The organism is Bacillus sp. 01N45, from assembly GCF_056399205.1.
The window spans coordinates 46993-61469 of record NZ_JBFTQW010000016.1 but is presented as its reverse complement, the minus strand read 5'-3'; the positions used below and the strand labels follow the sequence as shown (position 1 = coordinate 61469).

The 14477-nt window shown below is 33.7% G+C and carries 18 protein-coding genes; 7 read left to right on the top strand and 11 right to left on the bottom strand.

Annotated features, from left to right (window positions below):
* Window positions 1-103 precede the first annotated feature (103 nt).
* Window positions 104-238, bottom strand: coding sequence for an RAxF-45 family protein (locus AC1DMU_RS26470; protein WP_046956655.1), 135 nt, complete (start codon window positions 236-238; stop codon window positions 104-106).
* Window positions 239-659: 421 nt separating this feature from the next.
* Between AC1DMU_RS26470 and AC1DMU_RS26465 the strand changes: the two genes are divergently transcribed.
* The gene (locus tag AC1DMU_RS26465) at window positions 660-788 is read left to right on the top strand and encodes a hypothetical protein (RefSeq protein ID WP_002006681.1); all 129 of its coding nucleotides are present in this window, start codon (window positions 660-662) and stop codon (window positions 786-788) included.
* A 134-nt stretch (window positions 789-922) separates the two neighbouring features.
* Entirely contained in the window at window positions 923-1717 is a 795-nt protein-coding gene (locus AC1DMU_RS26460; RefSeq protein WP_048542911.1) for a DUF4931 domain-containing protein, read from the top strand.
* 11 nt (window positions 1718-1728) lie between these two features.
* Here the strand turns inward: AC1DMU_RS26460 and AC1DMU_RS26455 are convergent, their stop codons facing one another.
* A complete protein-coding gene (locus tag AC1DMU_RS26455; protein WP_048542991.1) occupies window positions 1729-2262 on the bottom strand; it encodes a transglycosylase SLT domain-containing protein in 534 nt (177 codons plus the stop codon).
* A gap of 250 nt (window positions 2263-2512) precedes the next feature.
* Here AC1DMU_RS26455 and AC1DMU_RS26450 point away from each other — a divergent pair, with 250 nt between their 5' ends.
* Window positions 2513-4162 (top strand): DUF2334 domain-containing protein, encoded by a 1650-nt coding sequence (locus AC1DMU_RS26450; RefSeq protein WP_088061727.1) that lies wholly within the window; start codon window positions 2513-2515, stop codon window positions 4160-4162.
* A 35-nt stretch (window positions 4163-4197) separates the two neighbouring features.
* Here AC1DMU_RS26450 and AC1DMU_RS26445 read toward each other — a convergent pair whose 3' ends face one another.
* From AC1DMU_RS26445 to AC1DMU_RS26420, 6 genes are all read right to left on the bottom strand, one after another.
* On the bottom strand, window positions 4198-5703 hold the full coding sequence (locus AC1DMU_RS26445) for a DL-endopeptidase inhibitor IseA family protein (protein ID WP_142291670.1): 1506 nt from the start codon (window positions 5701-5703) through the stop codon (window positions 4198-4200).
* Window positions 5704-5917: 214 nt separating this feature from the next.
* The gene (locus tag AC1DMU_RS26440) at window positions 5918-6715 is read right to left on the bottom strand and encodes a TatD family hydrolase (RefSeq protein WP_088061723.1); all 798 of its coding nucleotides are present in this window, start codon (window positions 6713-6715) and stop codon (window positions 5918-5920) included.
* A gap of 744 nt (window positions 6716-7459) precedes the next feature.
* Window positions 7460-7816: a YxeA family protein gene (locus tag AC1DMU_RS26435; protein WP_048563001.1), complete on the bottom strand. Its 357-nt coding sequence runs from the start codon at window positions 7814-7816 to the stop codon at window positions 7460-7462.
* 138 nt (window positions 7817-7954) lie between these two features.
* The gene (locus AC1DMU_RS26430; RefSeq protein ID WP_000248044.1) at window positions 7955-8791 is read right to left on the bottom strand and encodes a YitT family protein; all 837 of its coding nucleotides are present in this window, start codon (window positions 8789-8791) and stop codon (window positions 7955-7957) included.
* Window positions 8792-8908: 117 nt separating this feature from the next.
* Window positions 8909-9238 (bottom strand): PH domain-containing protein, encoded by a 330-nt coding sequence (locus AC1DMU_RS26425; protein WP_060486406.1) that lies wholly within the window; start codon window positions 9236-9238, stop codon window positions 8909-8911.
* Window positions 9239-9385: 147 nt separating this feature from the next.
* Complete coding sequence (locus tag AC1DMU_RS26420) at window positions 9386-10363, bottom strand: LacI family DNA-binding transcriptional regulator (protein ID WP_087984956.1); 978 nt, start codon at window positions 10361-10363, stop codon at window positions 9386-9388.
* A 305-nt stretch (window positions 10364-10668) separates the two neighbouring features.
* Here AC1DMU_RS26420 and AC1DMU_RS26415 point away from each other — a divergent pair, with 305 nt between their 5' ends.
* On the top strand, window positions 10669-10764 hold the full coding sequence (locus tag AC1DMU_RS26415; protein ID WP_001060007.1) for a DUF3948 family protein: 96 nt from the start codon (window positions 10669-10671) through the stop codon (window positions 10762-10764).
* Window positions 10765-10837: 73 nt separating this feature from the next.
* Here the strand turns inward: AC1DMU_RS26415 and AC1DMU_RS26410 are convergent, their stop codons facing one another.
* Window positions 10838-11443: a lysophospholipid acyltransferase family protein gene (locus AC1DMU_RS26410; RefSeq protein WP_000277788.1), complete on the bottom strand. Its 606-nt coding sequence runs from the start codon at window positions 11441-11443 to the stop codon at window positions 10838-10840.
* 336 nt (window positions 11444-11779) lie between these two features.
* Here AC1DMU_RS26410 and AC1DMU_RS26405 point away from each other — a divergent pair, with 336 nt between their 5' ends.
* The gene (locus AC1DMU_RS26405) at window positions 11780-11875 is read left to right on the top strand and encodes a DUF3948 family protein (protein ID WP_001061782.1); all 96 of its coding nucleotides are present in this window, start codon (window positions 11780-11782) and stop codon (window positions 11873-11875) included.
* Between the two features lie 60 nt (window positions 11876-11935).
* Here the strand turns inward: AC1DMU_RS26405 and AC1DMU_RS26400 are convergent, their stop codons facing one another.
* Both AC1DMU_RS26400 and AC1DMU_RS26395 read right to left on the bottom strand, forming a co-directional pair.
* Window positions 11936-12076 (bottom strand): YrzO family protein, encoded by a 141-nt coding sequence (locus tag AC1DMU_RS26400; protein WP_000894064.1) that lies wholly within the window; start codon window positions 12074-12076, stop codon window positions 11936-11938.
* A gap of 21 nt (window positions 12077-12097) precedes the next feature.
* Window positions 12098-13066, bottom strand: coding sequence for a DMT family transporter (locus AC1DMU_RS26395; protein WP_048542927.1), 969 nt, complete (start codon window positions 13064-13066; stop codon window positions 12098-12100).
* Between the two features lie 127 nt (window positions 13067-13193).
* On the opposite strand from AC1DMU_RS26395, the gene AC1DMU_RS26390 reads away from it, so the two are divergent.
* Both AC1DMU_RS26390 and AC1DMU_RS26385 read left to right on the top strand, forming a co-directional pair.
* Window positions 13194-14060 carry a LysR family transcriptional regulator gene (locus tag AC1DMU_RS26390; RefSeq protein ID WP_048542928.1) on the top strand — a complete coding sequence of 289 codons (867 nt, stop codon included), beginning with the start codon at window positions 13194-13196 and terminating at the stop codon, window positions 14058-14060.
* Window positions 14061-14323: 263 nt separating this feature from the next.
* Window positions 14324-14425: a DUF3948 family protein gene (locus tag AC1DMU_RS26385; RefSeq protein ID WP_001060018.1), complete on the top strand. Its 102-nt coding sequence runs from the start codon at window positions 14324-14326 to the stop codon at window positions 14423-14425.
* Window positions 14426-14477 lie beyond the last annotated feature (52 nt).

The following is a 14477-nucleotide window of genomic DNA, read 5'->3' as shown; positions in this document are numbered from 1 at the left end:
AAAAAACCATGAAAAAGAAACATTCCCCATGGTTTTCGACATAGAAAAAGGAAGCCAAATAGCTCCCTTTTCACACGTTTATTAAAAATGGGTGAAGAGATTTCTATCGTTCAATAGCTACTATGCAATTGTTAAAAAAGGACAGACGTATCCCGTTAACAACTACATCATGAAAAATCGCACGACAAAAATAGATATAATCTAAAAATTTGGCACGTGCAGCTAAAGAACGTTTCATCTCATTCACCTCTTTCGTACGGAATTTAATACTTACTTCTTTATTATACTTTCCCATTTCATGTTTGAATAGTCATTTTTCTGAAAATAATGAAGATAGACTAAACATTTCAATAAGTGACATCAAATCTTACAAAACTGTTATGTTCACGTAATGGAAAGCGATAGTACGAAAAAATGCCTCCCTATACAATAAAGATGTAAACAAGAGAGCCAAACAAAAGGAGGAAACGATCATGATGAAAGAAATCGTAAAAGCAATCTTTGAGGTATTAGTGAACGGACAAGCAGTTGTAAAAGAACTAAATGAACTATAAAAAGGAGTGAAGGAATATGATGAACATGGTAAAAATGATTTTACATGCTCTAGTTGATGCAAAAGCAGTTAGCCAAGAATTAAACCAACAATAAAAAAGGGGTAAATGAATATGAAGAAAGCCATTATTGTAATCGCAAGTACAGCAATTGCCTTATACACAATAAAAAATAGAAAAAAGAAACATAATAAAAATGATTTATATTATCCATACACATTATTAAAGAAAAAATAAAAGACAAGGTACCCTATTGTAATGAGGATATCTTGTCTTTTATTTTTCCTATTCCTTTTAAAGGATTTCCTTCTCCTTTTCCCGAATGTATTAATCGGGATTTTTATACATATTTTAAAGGGGCATATATACAAATGGATACACAACAACTATACTTTTTAAACGATATTGGCAAACAAAAACCAGAAAGCATTCGGAATAGAAGCGCTGCATGTCCTTTTTGTGACAGAGAAAATTTAACGGATATTTTAGCAACTGAGGGCTCAATTATTTGGCTGAAAAACAAATTCCCTACATTAAAAGATACATTTCAAACGGTGCTAATCGAAACCGATAATTGTAAAGACCACATTGCAACATATACAGAAGAACATATGAGATCGCTAATTCGTTTCTCCATTAAACATTGGTTAGACTTACAGAAGAATGAAGAATTCACATCTGTGATTTTATACAAAAATCACGGTCCATTCTCAGGCGGGAGTTTGCATCATGCACACATGCAGATTATCGGAATGAAATATGTAGACTATCTCGGTAACGTAGAACAGGACAACTTCCGAGGAGTCATTGTACAAAAAAACGAACGCATTGAACTCAATATTTCAGATCGTCCTATTATCGGTTTTACTGAATTTAATATCATTATTGCAGATATTGGATACATAGATGAACTGGCAAATTATATTCAGCAAACTGTACGTTACATACTGACAGATTTCCATAAAGGATGTAGTAGTTATAACTTATTCTTCTATTACTTAAACGGAAAAATCATTTGTAAAGTTGTTCCTAGGTTCGTCGTTTCACCATTATATGTAGGATATAAAATACCGCAAGTTTCTACAAAACTAAAAGACGTGAAAATACAACTCGCGCAGTACTTCACGAGCGAAAAAGATGCAATTATTCATAAAAAAACAGAGTAGGTATAGAAAACCTACTCTTTGATTACACCTTTATTTCGATAGTACACATCTTCTAATCCAATGTTATACTTCATGTTATTATCCGTCCACTCTGGCCCTAAATTTCCTGGCCATCCAGATGTATTTGCTACATATTTTAGTAATGCAAAATCAGTCAAACCTTTTTGCACCCCGCGCTTATATCCTTTCATTAAATGCGGCATTGCAATTTGCGCATTTGTGCGCGGATCTTTCAACTCTTCATCAGTTAAATGATCTGGTGCAAGCCCACCGCCACGGTGCAATTGAAACAGTCCGAATGAAGTTCCGTTATCTCCAATACTTCTTGGATTTAACCGGCTTTCATGTTCAGCAATTGTAAGAGGTATCCATTCTGGAAGATTGACTTTCTTTGCTTCCTCTATAATAATTTGTTTCATTTGTTTTGCTTCTTCTGAGTCAACATAGCTTGTCTCATTCACTAACTTGCCCATTCCTTCAGACTTTCCTTGGAAATATAAGTACACCCCAAGAACAACTAAAAATCCTACAAAGAATTTCTTCACTACCACTACCTCTTTCTCCGCTGAAATTTGTCCCCTTTCAGCCTTCCTCCCTTTACAATTACCCACATTCTATCATTCTCTTACCCTTTTATCATAGCAAATAACTATATATATTATCATCATGCTTTAGACCGATTTTGTGAAAAAACAGCTGGTAAATACGTGCAAAAATGTAACTTTCATAGACTACAACGTATTTTTTGTATATAATTTTAAATTGAACTCTACATATAGAATAGGAGCAGACCAAATGAAAAAGTGCATCATACTCTTGTTCAGCATTTTACTACTTATCCCTATCCACACCTCTGCACAAACATCATCAAAACCAAAAGTACTTGTTTTATACAGTACACAAGACGATAAAATTACAAATAATATTCAAATCCTTAATACTCAATTAGGACATTTTACAAACGATATAACTACGAAAAGTTTAAAAAAGGCTAATGAAATTACTAATTCATCTTCTTATACACATATTGTTTATATCGGTGAACAAAAAGAAGAGTTTCCTATTGAAACAAAGCAACTTCTAGAAAATTTCTCAGGCCCAATATTAGTTTTAGGACGAAATGTTGAACAATTATCTCATCGCTTTTCTTTCATTACCCTAAAGGCTGATGATATACGAGTTAATAAAATCGAATATCCAAGCCATAAGCTTAAAAACACTTTAGAAGAGGAACGATTGATTCAATCTTTTGATACAAATGGAACTGTTTTTGCTAACGCTGTAAGTTCAAATAGCAAGAACCCACTAATCGTTCAGCATGAAACATCTTATTACGTCGCAACGCCACACCTCTTTGACTGGATGTCTCATTACGTTGGTGAAATGTTATTTTCTTACTTTGGACAAAAGCCAACGACAAATAAAGTAGAGGCTTATTTGCGTCTTGAGGACGTTCATCCGGCCGCAGATATAAATCAATTAAAAGAAATTGCTGAATTACTAAAAGAGAAAAAGATTCCTTACATGATCACTGTTATTCCTGTATATAAAGATCCTGATACAGGTAAAACACTGCATTTAAAAGATAAACCCGAACTAGTCGATCTTTTACGCTCTATGCAAGATGATGGTGCAGCAATTATTATGCATGGTTATACGCATCAATTTTATGATAGTGAAACTGGGGAAGGTTTTGAATTTTGGGACGTAAAAACAAATCAACCAATTCGTCAACCGAAGCATGAAAAACCAAAAACAAAAGATGACTTCCCTAATATCGAAACATATAATGCATATGTAAAAAAAGGGGAAGAGTTTGAAGAAAAATATACGACCGATCATATTGAAAAAGGTATTCAAGAACTTGTAGATGCCAAACTATATCCTGTCGCATTTGAAGCACCTCATTACACGATGTCTCAAAAAGGATATGAAATATTATCAAGGTACTTTTCAACTTATGTAGGACAACTACAGTTAAGTGATACAACTTGGAAATCCATGCACTCACCATTCTATACAAGTACCCCATCATTTTTACACGGAATGAAATTAATGCCTGAAACAGTTGGCTTTATTGAAGAAGATAAGCCACATGCTATTGCAAAGATGAAAGAACGTGCTGTATCTGTTGCTAAATTATCCGATGGAGTTATTGGTGCATTCTATCATCCTTACTTAGGTGTGAAACCATTAAAAGGAGTATTAAAGGATCTAGAAAGCATTCCAAATATAGAATGGATTGATTTACAAAAAGAAGCAAATGAAGTGAAAATGCAAGATATTCATATTACTACTAATAAAGACGGCATTCACGTTGAAAAACCAACAAGCGCAAGCGATGTAATGGATTATATAAAACAATATGGATTCTTCCTTATACTTGGTTTCTTCATCATTGTCTTTCTATTGTTATTAAGACGTGGGAAAAAATTAGAATCCTAAAAAAAAACCACCAAACAAAATGCTTGGTGGTTTTTTTAACTTAAACCAAAACGCGGCATATTATTAATAACCCATTGATTATTTTCATAAATAAATTCAACTTCTACTTTTTCCGTTACATTATCATAGTCATTATACGTTTCTACCTGCGCTTTTATTTTTCCATCCTTTAACTCGGCAGAAATAATTTTTGTAAATTTAGTTGCTGCTTTTGATCCTGGATCTCCAATAGCATAGTGCATTTTTCCATTTAACTCTTTAATATACTTACTCTTCATATACTCTGCTATAAATGGTTTTGAGAAGTACGTAGATAGCGTAGTCTCTAAAGTATCCTTCGTATTATAAATAGGATTCACTAATTCCCCGTATGAAAAATCCCCTACTCGTTTTGGATTTCCTGTTAGTGCAGCCATTTGAACATTAGTAAGTTCCTTCTGTGCATTCCATACTTTCTGTAACATAACATCATCTGCTAATTTCTTATCTTTTTCTTCATTTGATTTCTTTGTATCTAGATTTAAAATAGTTCCATTATCCGTATAAAGATACATATCTCCTGCTACAAAATATAAATAGGATTTAGTTGGTTCAACCGCTTTATTATAAATTACTTTTTCATTTCCACCATTCATTTTCTTCTTATATACTCCATCCTTTTTTAAATAATAAAAAGTATTCCCTTTCACATTCATCTGCAAAGCATCCTTTACCAATAACTTTTCGTTATTTTGTTGAATGTCTATTTCATATATGCCATGCTCAGCTTCATTTGTTTCAAAAGGTAACGAAAAGTCGATAACAGCATATAATTTTTCATTATTATAAGTAGCACTAGATATTGTTGCATAATTTTCTTTTGACCAAGTTTTATTATCTTTTGTCACTTGTGTTCCACGATTTTTATTCCAATGTAGAATACTATCGTCTATCGTTTGAGACCAACCTGAGTTTTTAAATGCCGCTTCTTCTTCCTGCCCCGTTTTCAAATCCATTTTTACTATCCCTACAATATCAAAACCACCATGCTCAGAATATTTTTTCGGATAAAATAAAGTTTGATTTTTTATATAAACATAATTTGTATCCGCTTTTAACGTGTCTAGCTTTTTGTTAGATATATCATACTTCATTAAAGAAGATAATCCCGCATTCTTATCTTCATCCGTATGAATAAAATATAAAGCTTTGTTTTTTATATTTATGTAAGAAACATTTACACCTTCCACTACACGTTCCGAAGTCTGAAATTGATCTTTCGTACGATAAATGCCTCCTGTATTTTTATCACTATTTACCGCATAGTAAACCCATCCATTACTCTCTACCATCTTCCCTTTATTAGAACTGTTTCCAACCGTATTCCCATTTTTCTCATTTTCTTTCATCTGTTTTTCAACTACTGGATCAATTTGTTCTTCCTTCTTTTCCTGTGTTGTGTTTGGATTTATAACCTTTTTTTCTGCCTCACACCCAAACGCTACAAGTGAAAGTGCACCGACCATCATTGTAATAGCTATTTTTTTATACGCTCTCCCCATTTTCTTCCCTACTTCCTTCATCAAATTAAACACATCATAAATTATAGAAAATATTAGAAAAAATATCCATAATAAAAAGAATAAGAGTAACTCTCCTATCCTTTCAAATAAAGTGAAACTTTAATCAGTGGGGGTTTTGTCCATCCCCCACTGATTATTAGTTGAACCAATCGGGCTTTTACGGGCAGTTGATCTCCCACCTAACTCCTCCGCATTAGTCGAATTTTGAGGTGGGAGTCTTACTGCTCGTTAATGCGGGGTAAAATTGAATCGTATTTTCATATATCGTTTTCGCAACCTTATTAACAGATACGTTTTTTATAACACTAATTTCCTTTAATACCTCTCGAATCATTCTCGGATGCGTCATAGCATCCTCGTGAAATTCCCACGGTCCATCTGTTTCTACCATCATATATTCAAGTGGATAATACGAAACAATTTTTCTAATTTTGTCCTTATGTAAAACATCTGGTGTGATAGAAATATAATAACCGTTCCTCATCATCCGTTTCATTGTTGTTTCACTTCCTTTAAACCAATGAAAGTGTGCACGTGAAACTTTATATTTCTCTAGTAAATCACATACAATATCAGCATCTTCATACACTGCATGCAATATAATGGGTAAATCATATTTACTAGCTAGTTCAACAAATCGTTGTAACACTGATATATATGATTTGATAGTAATACGCTCATCTTCTTTTCTTAAATAATACGGTAAGCCTACTTCACCAATCGCAACTATGTCTTCTACATGCTCTTCAATTAATTTATAAATTTGCTCACATTCTTCTTTATAAATCGGTTGCTCCGGATGAAAACCTATTGCTGGATGTACAAAAGGATATCGCTTTGCTAAAGATAAAGTTTCTTTACATGATTGATAATTCATAGATACCGCGATAAGCCCCTGTATCTCTTTACTATGTTCCACATCTTTAAGTAATCTACTTTTTTCTTCATCCTTATATTGGTCAACATGTATATGACTATCAATCCATTTCATCTTTATTCCCCCATAAAAAAAACAAGAAAGGATCTCCCTTCTTGTTTTATCATCTATATTATTTAACAATTAAGTTTGTTATGATATCAAATAATCCAATACATACTACGGCAACAGTAAAGTAGCTACAGAAATCTTTAATTGGAAACTTCACTACTTCTTCTTTACGCATCCCAGTTTTCTCCCTTCTTACTATATCCCTAATTATTTTATCTATTTGTATCTATTATGCAAAAAATATGACAAATTTACTATCGAATTAACTTACGTAAACCTTACAATGTTGTAAGGTTTATAAAAAGAGCCTCATCTAAATACAGATGAGGGCTATTAAAAAGTAGTTGGTTTTTCATTCTTCATTAATATTACAAACAGAAAGTAATACAGTGAGACTTTCTAATTACACTATATGAAATTCACTATCTTTTAACCATCGAATTACATTACAGAAGACTTACATGTTTGTAAGCTATGTGTAATGTAATTCGATAGTTTCTCTTACCTATATCTCGTACACTAAAGTTAGAAAGCAAGCCAAATAAGAAGAACACTCACATAACCAAATTACATTGCTAGTAGCTACTCTTCTTATACCTTTCACTCATGCTACTACAATGTACCCCCTTCCCCTTTATATAACAAAAAGAGCCTTAGTCCATATTGACTAAGGCTCTTTCATGAACCCTAAAATACCCCTACCTAGTATTTTTATTTTCGACAAAAAATAGGTGGGGGTATAATCTGCTATCTCATCGTTAAAAGTTTACTCTTCGCATTAATAGGAATATTTACAGCTTCAATTTCTTCAATCGCCTCTCCGTAGCGTCCTTTTGCATACACCTTTAACGCTTCATCTCTCTTTAACATATGCTTAACAGTCTTCTTTATTTTTTGTTCTCTTCCACGTTCGTCAAATGCAATAAATTCATATTCATACCACTCATCACCAATATGCTGGCCAATTGTATTCACGACCGTATAGTATTCTTTCGTCTTATAAAGTGGATTATATTTATCGATAACTGGTCCAAGTTTCGTAGGCAGTAACATTACTACTATCACTATCATCGCTATTATAGTAGTGATCATTTTTTTCTTCATAATCAATCTTCCTCCTCTGCAGGATATATATACATCCATTTTAAAAAGAAGGAATAAAATCTACTATTGAATCTCATTACATTACACTTACATTATTGTAAGAATTAAAAAAGGTGAACGAATTTACTCGTTCACCTTTTAGCTCGCTTTAAAGCCACCGCCAAGTACATCGCGTACATCATGAATAACAACGAAAGCATCTTCATCTACTCGACTAATAACCTGCTTTAACTTAACAAGCTCTTGTTTATTTATAACAACATATAACACTTCTTTATTTTTACCAGTATATCCGCCGCGTCCTTCTAATACAGTGACACCGCGTGTCATGTTTTTCGTAATAGTTTCACGGATTAAATCCGGTTGATTTGAAATGATTGTAACAGCTGTTTTTGTATCCATTCCTTCTACAATGAAATCAATCACTTTCGCTCCGATGAATACTGCAACAAGTGTGTACATTGCTTTTTCTTGCCCTATTATAAATACAGAACCAGCAATTACCACAATATCAATAATAAGTACGCCTTTACCAACGCTCCACCCTAAATATTGATTGGCTAACCGAGCTAAAATTGCCGATCCTCCTGATGTACCTCCAGCTTTGAACATACAGCCTAATCCGACACCGACAAATAAGCCAGCGAATAGAGCTGCTAATAACGTATCACTATTTACATGATACTCAATATGTTCCGTAACATATAAAAACAAGGATGTTTCTACAATCCCTAAAATTGTATAAACCATCGTTTTCTTATCAAAAAATTTATAACCAATAGCTAGTAAAATTGCATTTATAGCAAAGTTTACAATCCCCGGTGACCAATCAAATAAATAGTACGTAACAACCGTTAAACCAATAATTCCACCCTCTGATAAACGGTTTGGAATTGCAAAGTAATTAATACCAATTGCGAATAATAATGAACCAATTGTAATTAGTGTTATTTCCTTTATACGTTGATTAACCATAGTTCATACCTCCCCCCATTTGACATTGTATCACTATCTCCTAGAGGTTTAGAAGTTGTTTTTATTGCGCATTTTTACTCTTACAGATCGGGATATTATGTTTAAACAAAGGGGTGATTAATTATTCATATTCGCTCTAACTGTACGGACAAATCGCTCCACATTCCCCTTCTGAATATACTTAGCTCGAATGGTTTCATGATTACAAGTACATTCGAAATGCGGACGAAAATCTATGCTATCTATATGCAAATATGAATAATCTTTAAATGTTGCAGGATAGTATGGAAATTTCCCATAAAAGAGAAGACGTCTAGTAGTAGCAGCAAAAATCCCTTGTTGATACGATAGCGTAAAATTATCCTTCTCAAATATCCCTACGACAAAAGCCAAAATCTTTTCATCATCCTCTATATGCTTTTTCATACTCAATAAAAGTTCATTCATGCATATCCCTCCAAATACTATTCTTGAAAAGAATCCATGGATTATTACAGACCGGTGTAACTCCTTTATAAAGTATGAAACGCGTTTCCTGTCAAAGATATTTCAAAAAAATAATCCGTTATGCAATTTACACATAACGGATTAAAACTAAACAGTAGAGCGTTCCACAAGTTCGTATGGAATTTCCACCTTTTCTTGTTTAGAACTCTCACCACTTATTTGCCTATAAAACATTTCAAAAGCCTTTTTACCTATCTCCTTTAAATTTTGATCAATGGTTGTAAGTTGTAACACTTGCGAAATAGGTTGATTATCAAAGCCAATAATCGCTAAATCCTCAGGAACTTGAATACCTAATTTTTCAGCTTCTGTCATAACCCCAATCGCAACTTCATCTCCCGCTACTATTAATGCTTCGGGAAGATGCTGCATCCCCTTTAATTTATGAGCCACTTTCACACCATCTTCTAATGTAAAACATTCTGTAAAAATCCATTCTTCATTCACTTCTTCATCTATAGATTGCAATTGCTGTTTATAAACATCAAAACGCTTTTGACTACTCGGACCTAATTTCCTCCCCGTACAATAACCAATTTTTTTATAACTTTTCTCAATCAAATAATCCATTCCTAATTGAAAAGCTGCCGAATGATTCGTATATACACTTGAGATATTTGAAATATCATTATCTTCACAAGCAACGATTGTCCCATAGGAAGCATACGGCTCTATCGTTTCCCAATCATTCGCACGAGAACAAATAATAAGGCCATCCAATTGTTTTGTTTTTAACATATGTAAACTTTTCATTTCTTCTTTTTTATTATAATTCGTTTGGCAAAGTAGCACTCTGTAATTATGAGCTAACGCCACCTCCATCATCCCGCCCACCATCGCATCAAAACATGGATGATTAATATACGGTAAAATTACACCAACAATATTCGTTTTCCCTTTTGATAAATGAACGGCATTTGCGTTTTGTGAGTAATTCAACTTCTCAACTATCTCCATAACCGCTTTCCTTTTTTCTTCACTTACATATGGGTGATCATTCAACACTCTCGAAACAGTTGTAACTGAAACTCCCGCCATCTTTGCAATATCTTTAATATTGGCCATACACTCACCTCTACTTTTAACTTAATGAATTCCACGAACATATGTCAAACTTTCTCATCATTACACCTTCATTCGTTTTTCTTACAAAAGTGTAATTTTCCTGTAAGCTAATTCGATAGTTACTCTCCTCAATATTTCATACAATTAAGTCAGAAACAGGACAACAACTATTCGAAAGGGAGCGGATTCATATGATGAACAAAATGAAATCAAACAATTTTTTAAATACAATGGGCATGGTATTTTCCGCTCTAATCGATGCTAAAGCTGTTGCTTCTACATTAAACAAGTAAGGAGAATGCATCATGAATAACATCACTTTTAACAAATTAGATTTTTTAGGACTAGCTAGTGGCTCTCTTCTTCTTACTGCTTTTATTTACGCCGCTACGCTTGTATAACTTTTGTGTCCCCTTTCCCCTTTATTATAAATAGTAATAGAAAAGACGACCGTCTATGCCCGGTCGTCTTTTCTTACTTTTGATTTGATTGCAAAGTTTCCTTTAGCTCATCAAACTTCTCATTTAATTGATCTGTCATCATTTTCATAGCTGTCTTTCGATCTATTTGTTCTTCAGCATCAATTTGAATTGGGTCGCCAAAAATTAATTGTGCCTTTTTCCCTTTTATTAATTCTTTTACACTTGATGGACCAACATAAGCTGCCGGTACTAACGGGACATTAGAACGCAATGCAATCGTAACAGCCCCAGCTTTTAATGAAACGTCTTCTGTTGATCGTGTCCCACTCGGAAAAATCCCTACTACTTTCCCTTCTTTTAATAGGCGTGACGGAATTTTGAGTGTACTCGGTCCTGGATTCGCACGATCTACAGGGAATGCATTCACATTTTTAAAGAACCAATTTTTGAACTTCCCTTCAAATAACTCTTTTTTTGCCATGTAATGAATTTGGGTCGGGTACATCCCTGTGGCTAACATTAATACATCCATAAAACTTGTATGTGTACATGCAACAACATATGGGCCACCTTCTGGTAACTTTTCTCTTCCTTGCACTTCTACTTTCCCAGCTGTTTTAAATATATATTTCAACAAAAATGTAATTGGTTTATACATTTGTTTCGTTCCTTTCTGAATATCCGAATTATAATCATTTTCTTATAACGATTATAACACTAAGTTTTAGGAGTTGGTAATAATTTTAAGTATTAATTGTTACATTTCAATTCTTACAAAAGTGTAATTTTCTTGTAAGCTAATTCGATAGTTACTTCCCCAAATATTTCATACAATTAAGTCAGAAAGAAACAACAACTATTCGAAAAGGAGCGGATTCATATGATGAACAAAATGAAATCAAACAATTTTTCAGATACAGTGGGCATGGTATTTTCCGCTCTAATCGATGCAAAATCTGTTGCTTCTACATTAAACAAGTAAGGATAATGCATCATGAATAACCTCACTTTTAACAAATTAGATTTTTTAGGATTAGCTAGTGGCTCTCTTCTTCTTACTGCTTTTATTTACGCTGCTACGCTTGTATAACTTTGTGTCCCCTTTCCCCTTTATATAGAAAAAGACGACCGTCTATGCCCGGTCGTCTTTTTACATTTTTCTTTCTTTCAATTCTTTTAAAAGCTGTATCAGCTCAGCTTGTTGTTTTATCTTTTTACGACCATTTCGGTTAATTGCTGCAAGCTCGCAGGCAACTCCGACGGCGAAGAAAAACAATAAACTTTCTAACATGTGAAATCCTCCAATTGCCTATTAAACAGCTTGACGTAATTGCTCTTCTTGTAAACTTCGCTTGTTTATATTTTCTTCTTTTCTCTGACAAACGTTATTGCGAATAAGTGCTGCAATAACAAGTAAAGTCCCTATAATATCAAACATTGTTATTCGATATCCTTGCATCATCATAATAACCAAAGTCGTGATTGGTACAAAATTAATAAATAAAATCCCATTAATGGACGATAAAATTTTCACACCATAGTTCCAAGCAAGTAACGCTACGATACCTGGTAATGTCATCATAAACAATAAATCATATTTCACGATAGAAATCGTTCCCATACTCGGAACCGATACGTATCCAAACGATGTAATGATTACAGTTATAATCCCTGTGACAGTCGTACCGAATACACACGTCAACGTAGAATAACGTAATGTTGACCAATCGCTACACGTTTGACCACCCATCGTATAAATAACCCAACCTACAACCCCAACAAATATAAAGGCCAGCGAAAACATGTTATCTTTCAATGTTAAAAAGAAACTCATATCACCTTTCGTAATAACGAATACAGCCCCTACAAAAGCGATAATCATGCTCGTTATCATATACTTTTTCGGTTTTACATGCTTATATCCCCATAGAATACAAATAGAAATCATCGGCATCAGTGCTTCCATAATGGAGGCTACCATCACACCTGATTTTCCCATTAACATTTGACCTAAAAATATAAGTACATTATATACAGTAAACGCCATCGTTCCGAAAAAGACGAGTAACTTTCCTCTTCCCTCTAAACGAAATGCCTGTTTTCCTTCTTTCATTAACAACAATACAATCAGTACGATCGCCACTGCTCCATAGCGAATAAGCGAAAAATAAAATGGATCTATGTATTCTAGCGCATGATCAGCAACCGGAAACATTGCTCCCCACGACATACTTGCAATTAAACATGCTAAAGCCCCTATTATCATTTGACCTTTTTTCACCACAATCCCCCACTTCTTTCTATTTGCACAAAGAGAATTGTAAAAGAAAAAATATATCACGTAAAATGATTCAAAATGATGTTAACTATCATTTATAATGATAGTTAACATCAAGGAGGATCACATTATGGAATTAAGAGATTTACAAATCTTCCAGAACGTTGCCGACAAAGGTAGTGTAAGCGGCGCAGCAAAGGAATTAAATTACGTACAATCAAATGTAACTGCACGTATTAAACAACTAGAGAACGAACTAAAAACACCGCTCTTTTATCGTCATAAACGAGGCATGACTTTAACAGCTGAAGGAAGAAAAATGCTCGTTTATGTTAATAAAATTTTGCAAGATGTTGACGAGCTAAAACAAGTATTTTTAGATAGTGAAACTCCCTCTGGCATATTAAAAATCGGTACAGTCGAAACAGTAAGTACATTACCTACCATTTTATCTTCTTACTATAAACGCTATCCGAATGTCGATTTATCATTACAAGCGGGTCTAACAGAAGCATTGATTAGAGAAGTACTTGATCATCAATTAGATGGTGCCTTTATATCAGGGCCTATTAAACACCCACTAATTGAACAATACGATGTTAGTACAGAAAAATTAATGCTTGTAACACAAAATAAAGCTTTTCATATAGAAGAATTTACAACAACGCCCCTACTCGTTTTTAACCAAGGATGTGGATACCGTTCCAAACTAGAACGATGGCTTAAAGATGAAGGTTTGCTCCCAAAAAGAATTATGGAATTTAATATATTAGAAACGATATTAAACAGTGTTGCACTCGGCCTTGGAATTACACTCGTACCACAGTCTGCTGTCCACCATCTTTCTAAAGCTGGTAAGGTACATTGTCATGCAATCCCTGAAAAATATGGTAGTATTTCAACGGTTTTCATACGCCGTAAAGATAGTTATATGACGAATTCAATGCGTAGCTTTTTAAAAACAATTGAAGAGCATCATCATATCAATATGCTTTAAAAGACATTCTTACATGAATGTCTTTTTTTCTTACAAAAATGTAAGTCTCCCGTAAGCTAATTCGATAGTTGCAGGCGATCATATTTCCTATAATTAAGACATAAAGCAGGGCAACAACAATTCGAAAAGGAGCGGATACGCATGATGAACAAAATGAAATCAAACAAATTTTTACATACAATGGGCATGGTGCTATCCGCACTTGTCGATGCAAAAGCTGTTGCAACTACATTAAATAAATAAATAAATAAGGAGAGATTATAATGAACAACATTACATTTAACAAATCAGACTTTATCGGACTTGCAAGTGGAGCGACTCTTCTTACAGCCTTCATTTACACACTTGCTCAAGGTCTTGTTTAATACTTTGTTTCCCCAAACCCCTTTATATATAGAAAAGGCTGCTCGTCTTATA

Coding starts and splice junctions, on each gene's coding strand:
- AC1DMU_RS26445 (WP_142291670.1), bottom strand. CDS start 5,703: ATGGGGAGAGCGTATAAAAAAATAGCTATTACAATGATGGTCGGTGCA.
- AC1DMU_RS26405 (WP_001061782.1), top strand. CDS start 11,780: ATGAATAACCTCACTTTTAACAAATTAGATTTTTTAGGATTAGCTAGT.
- AC1DMU_RS26430 (WP_000248044.1), bottom strand. CDS start 8,791: ATGGTTAATCAACGTATAAAGGAAATAACACTAATTACAATTGGTTCA.
- AC1DMU_RS26450 (WP_088061727.1), top strand. CDS start 2,513: ATGAAAAAGTGCATCATACTCTTGTTCAGCATTTTACTACTTATCCCT.
- AC1DMU_RS26470 (WP_046956655.1), bottom strand. CDS start 238: ATGAAACGTTCTTTAGCTGCACGTGCCAAATTTTTAGATTATATCTAT.
- AC1DMU_RS26390 (WP_048542928.1), top strand. CDS start 13,194: ATGGAATTAAGAGATTTACAAATCTTCCAGAACGTTGCCGACAAAGGT.
- AC1DMU_RS26440 (WP_088061723.1), bottom strand. CDS start 6,715: ATGAAATGGATTGATAGTCATATACATGTTGACCAATATAAGGATGAA.
- AC1DMU_RS26425 (WP_060486406.1), bottom strand. CDS start 9,238: ATGAATGAACTTTTATTGAGTATGAAAAAGCATATAGAGGATGATGAA.
- AC1DMU_RS26435 (WP_048563001.1), bottom strand. CDS start 7,816: ATGAAGAAAAAAATGATCACTACTATAATAGCGATGATAGTGATAGTA.
- AC1DMU_RS26410 (WP_000277788.1), bottom strand. CDS start 11,443: ATGTATAAACCAATTACATTTTTGTTGAAATATATATTTAAAACAGCT.
- AC1DMU_RS26460 (WP_048542911.1), top strand. CDS start 923: ATGGATACACAACAACTATACTTTTTAAACGATATTGGCAAACAAAAA.
- AC1DMU_RS26465 (WP_002006681.1), top strand. CDS start 660: ATGAATATGAAGAAAGCCATTATTGTAATCGCAAGTACAGCAATTGCC.
- AC1DMU_RS26400 (WP_000894064.1), bottom strand. CDS start 12,076: ATGTTAGAAAGTTTATTGTTTTTCTTCGCCGTCGGAGTTGCCTGCGAG.
- AC1DMU_RS26420 (WP_087984956.1), bottom strand. CDS start 10,363: ATGGCCAATATTAAAGATATTGCAAAGATGGCGGGAGTTTCAGTTACA.
- AC1DMU_RS26385 (WP_001060018.1), top strand. CDS start 14,324: ATGAACAACATTACATTTAACAAATCAGACTTTATCGGACTTGCAAGT.
- AC1DMU_RS26415 (WP_001060007.1), top strand. CDS start 10,669: ATGAATAACATCACTTTTAACAAATTAGATTTTTTAGGACTAGCTAGT.